The organism is Frankia sp. AgKG'84/4, from assembly GCF_023242965.2.
Lineage (GTDB): Bacteria > Actinomycetota > Actinomycetes > Frankiales > Frankiaceae > Frankia.
Map to the genome: position 1 here is coordinate 1 of NZ_JALKFU020000776.1, position 1,141 is coordinate 1,141.

Below are 1,141 nucleotides of genomic sequence, written 5' to 3' on the forward strand. Positions count from 1 at the left end.
GTCGAAGGCGGCCGCGAAGGCCATCGGCGCGGGCAGCGCGGCGACGGGGAACGGCCGCTGCTCGGCGGGCACGTCACGATCCCGGCCGCCGGCCCGCACGGCGATCCGGCGCAGCGCCTCGGCCTGTGCCTGGCCGGCGGGGTCGGGGTCGAGCAGCGCGATCTGGATCTCCCCCTGGTCCACCGACCGCCAGCCCCGGCCCGCCGGGACGTGGGCGGGGATGCGCTGCGGCGGGACGCGGATCGCGGCGTAGTCACCGCGATCACCCATCCGCAGCAGGACGCGGTGGTCGTTCAGCCCGGCGGCGCGGCCCGCGAGCAGGCCCCGGTCGGCGGTGACGACCAGGTGCATCCCGGCACCGGTGCCCTCCCGCAGCAGGCTGAGCAGGGCGTCGTAGAGCCGCCCGCCGTCGTGCTCGGGCAGGGTCGCGGCGAGGGAGTCCCAGCCGTCGATGAGGAGGAACAGGTGGGCGGGGGCGTCCTCGGCGGGCATCGCCGCGCGCAGTTCGTCCAGGCCGGCGCAGGAGTACTCGGCGAGTAGACGCTGGCGGCGGATGAGTTCCGCGCCGAGGCGGTCGCAGAGCCGGCCGAGCCGTTCCAGGTCGGTTCCGCCCACGATGGCACCGCAGTGCGGCAGGTCGGCGAGCACGGCGAGTGCGCCGCCGGCGGCGTCGATGCCGTAGAGGTGGACCTCGGCGCAGGTGTGCGCGCGGGCCAGCGCGCCGGCGAGGGTGCGCAGCGCCTGGGAGCGGCCCGACCGTGGCGCGCCGAGGACGTAGAGGTGCCCGAACGTCGCCAGGTCGGCGCACACCGGCTGCTGGTGCTGGCGGTGCGGCAGGTCCACCAGCGCGTACGGCACGCCGCGCGCCGCACTGTCACGCAGGAGTTCGTCGAGGTCGTCGAGGACCACCCGCGGGCTCAGCGCCGGCAGCCAGGGGCTCGGCTGAGGCTGGTAGGCGGTGTGCCGGGCGGCGTCGCGGATGAGGTCGACGAGCACGTCGAGATCGGTGGGTCCCAGCTCGCCGCCGGCGGCCGGGTCGTCGTCGTGCGCACCGGTCGGATCGGGCGTCGCCGGCGGCAGCGCCCGGCCCAGCGCGCTCCACGGCAGCGCCACGGGGGTCACCGGTGGCGCGGCCGCGTCC

1 protein-coding gene is annotated in these 1,141 nt (G+C 77.2%); it reads right to left on the minus strand.

Annotated features, from left to right (window positions below; all coding sequences use genetic code 11):
- Nucleotides 1-1,113 (minus strand): FtsK/SpoIIIE domain-containing protein (locus MXD58_RS25135; RefSeq protein WP_250610124.1); only part of this gene is annotated, 1,113 nt, incomplete at its 3' end.
- Between the last annotated feature and the right edge of the window lie 28 nt (nucleotides 1,114-1,141).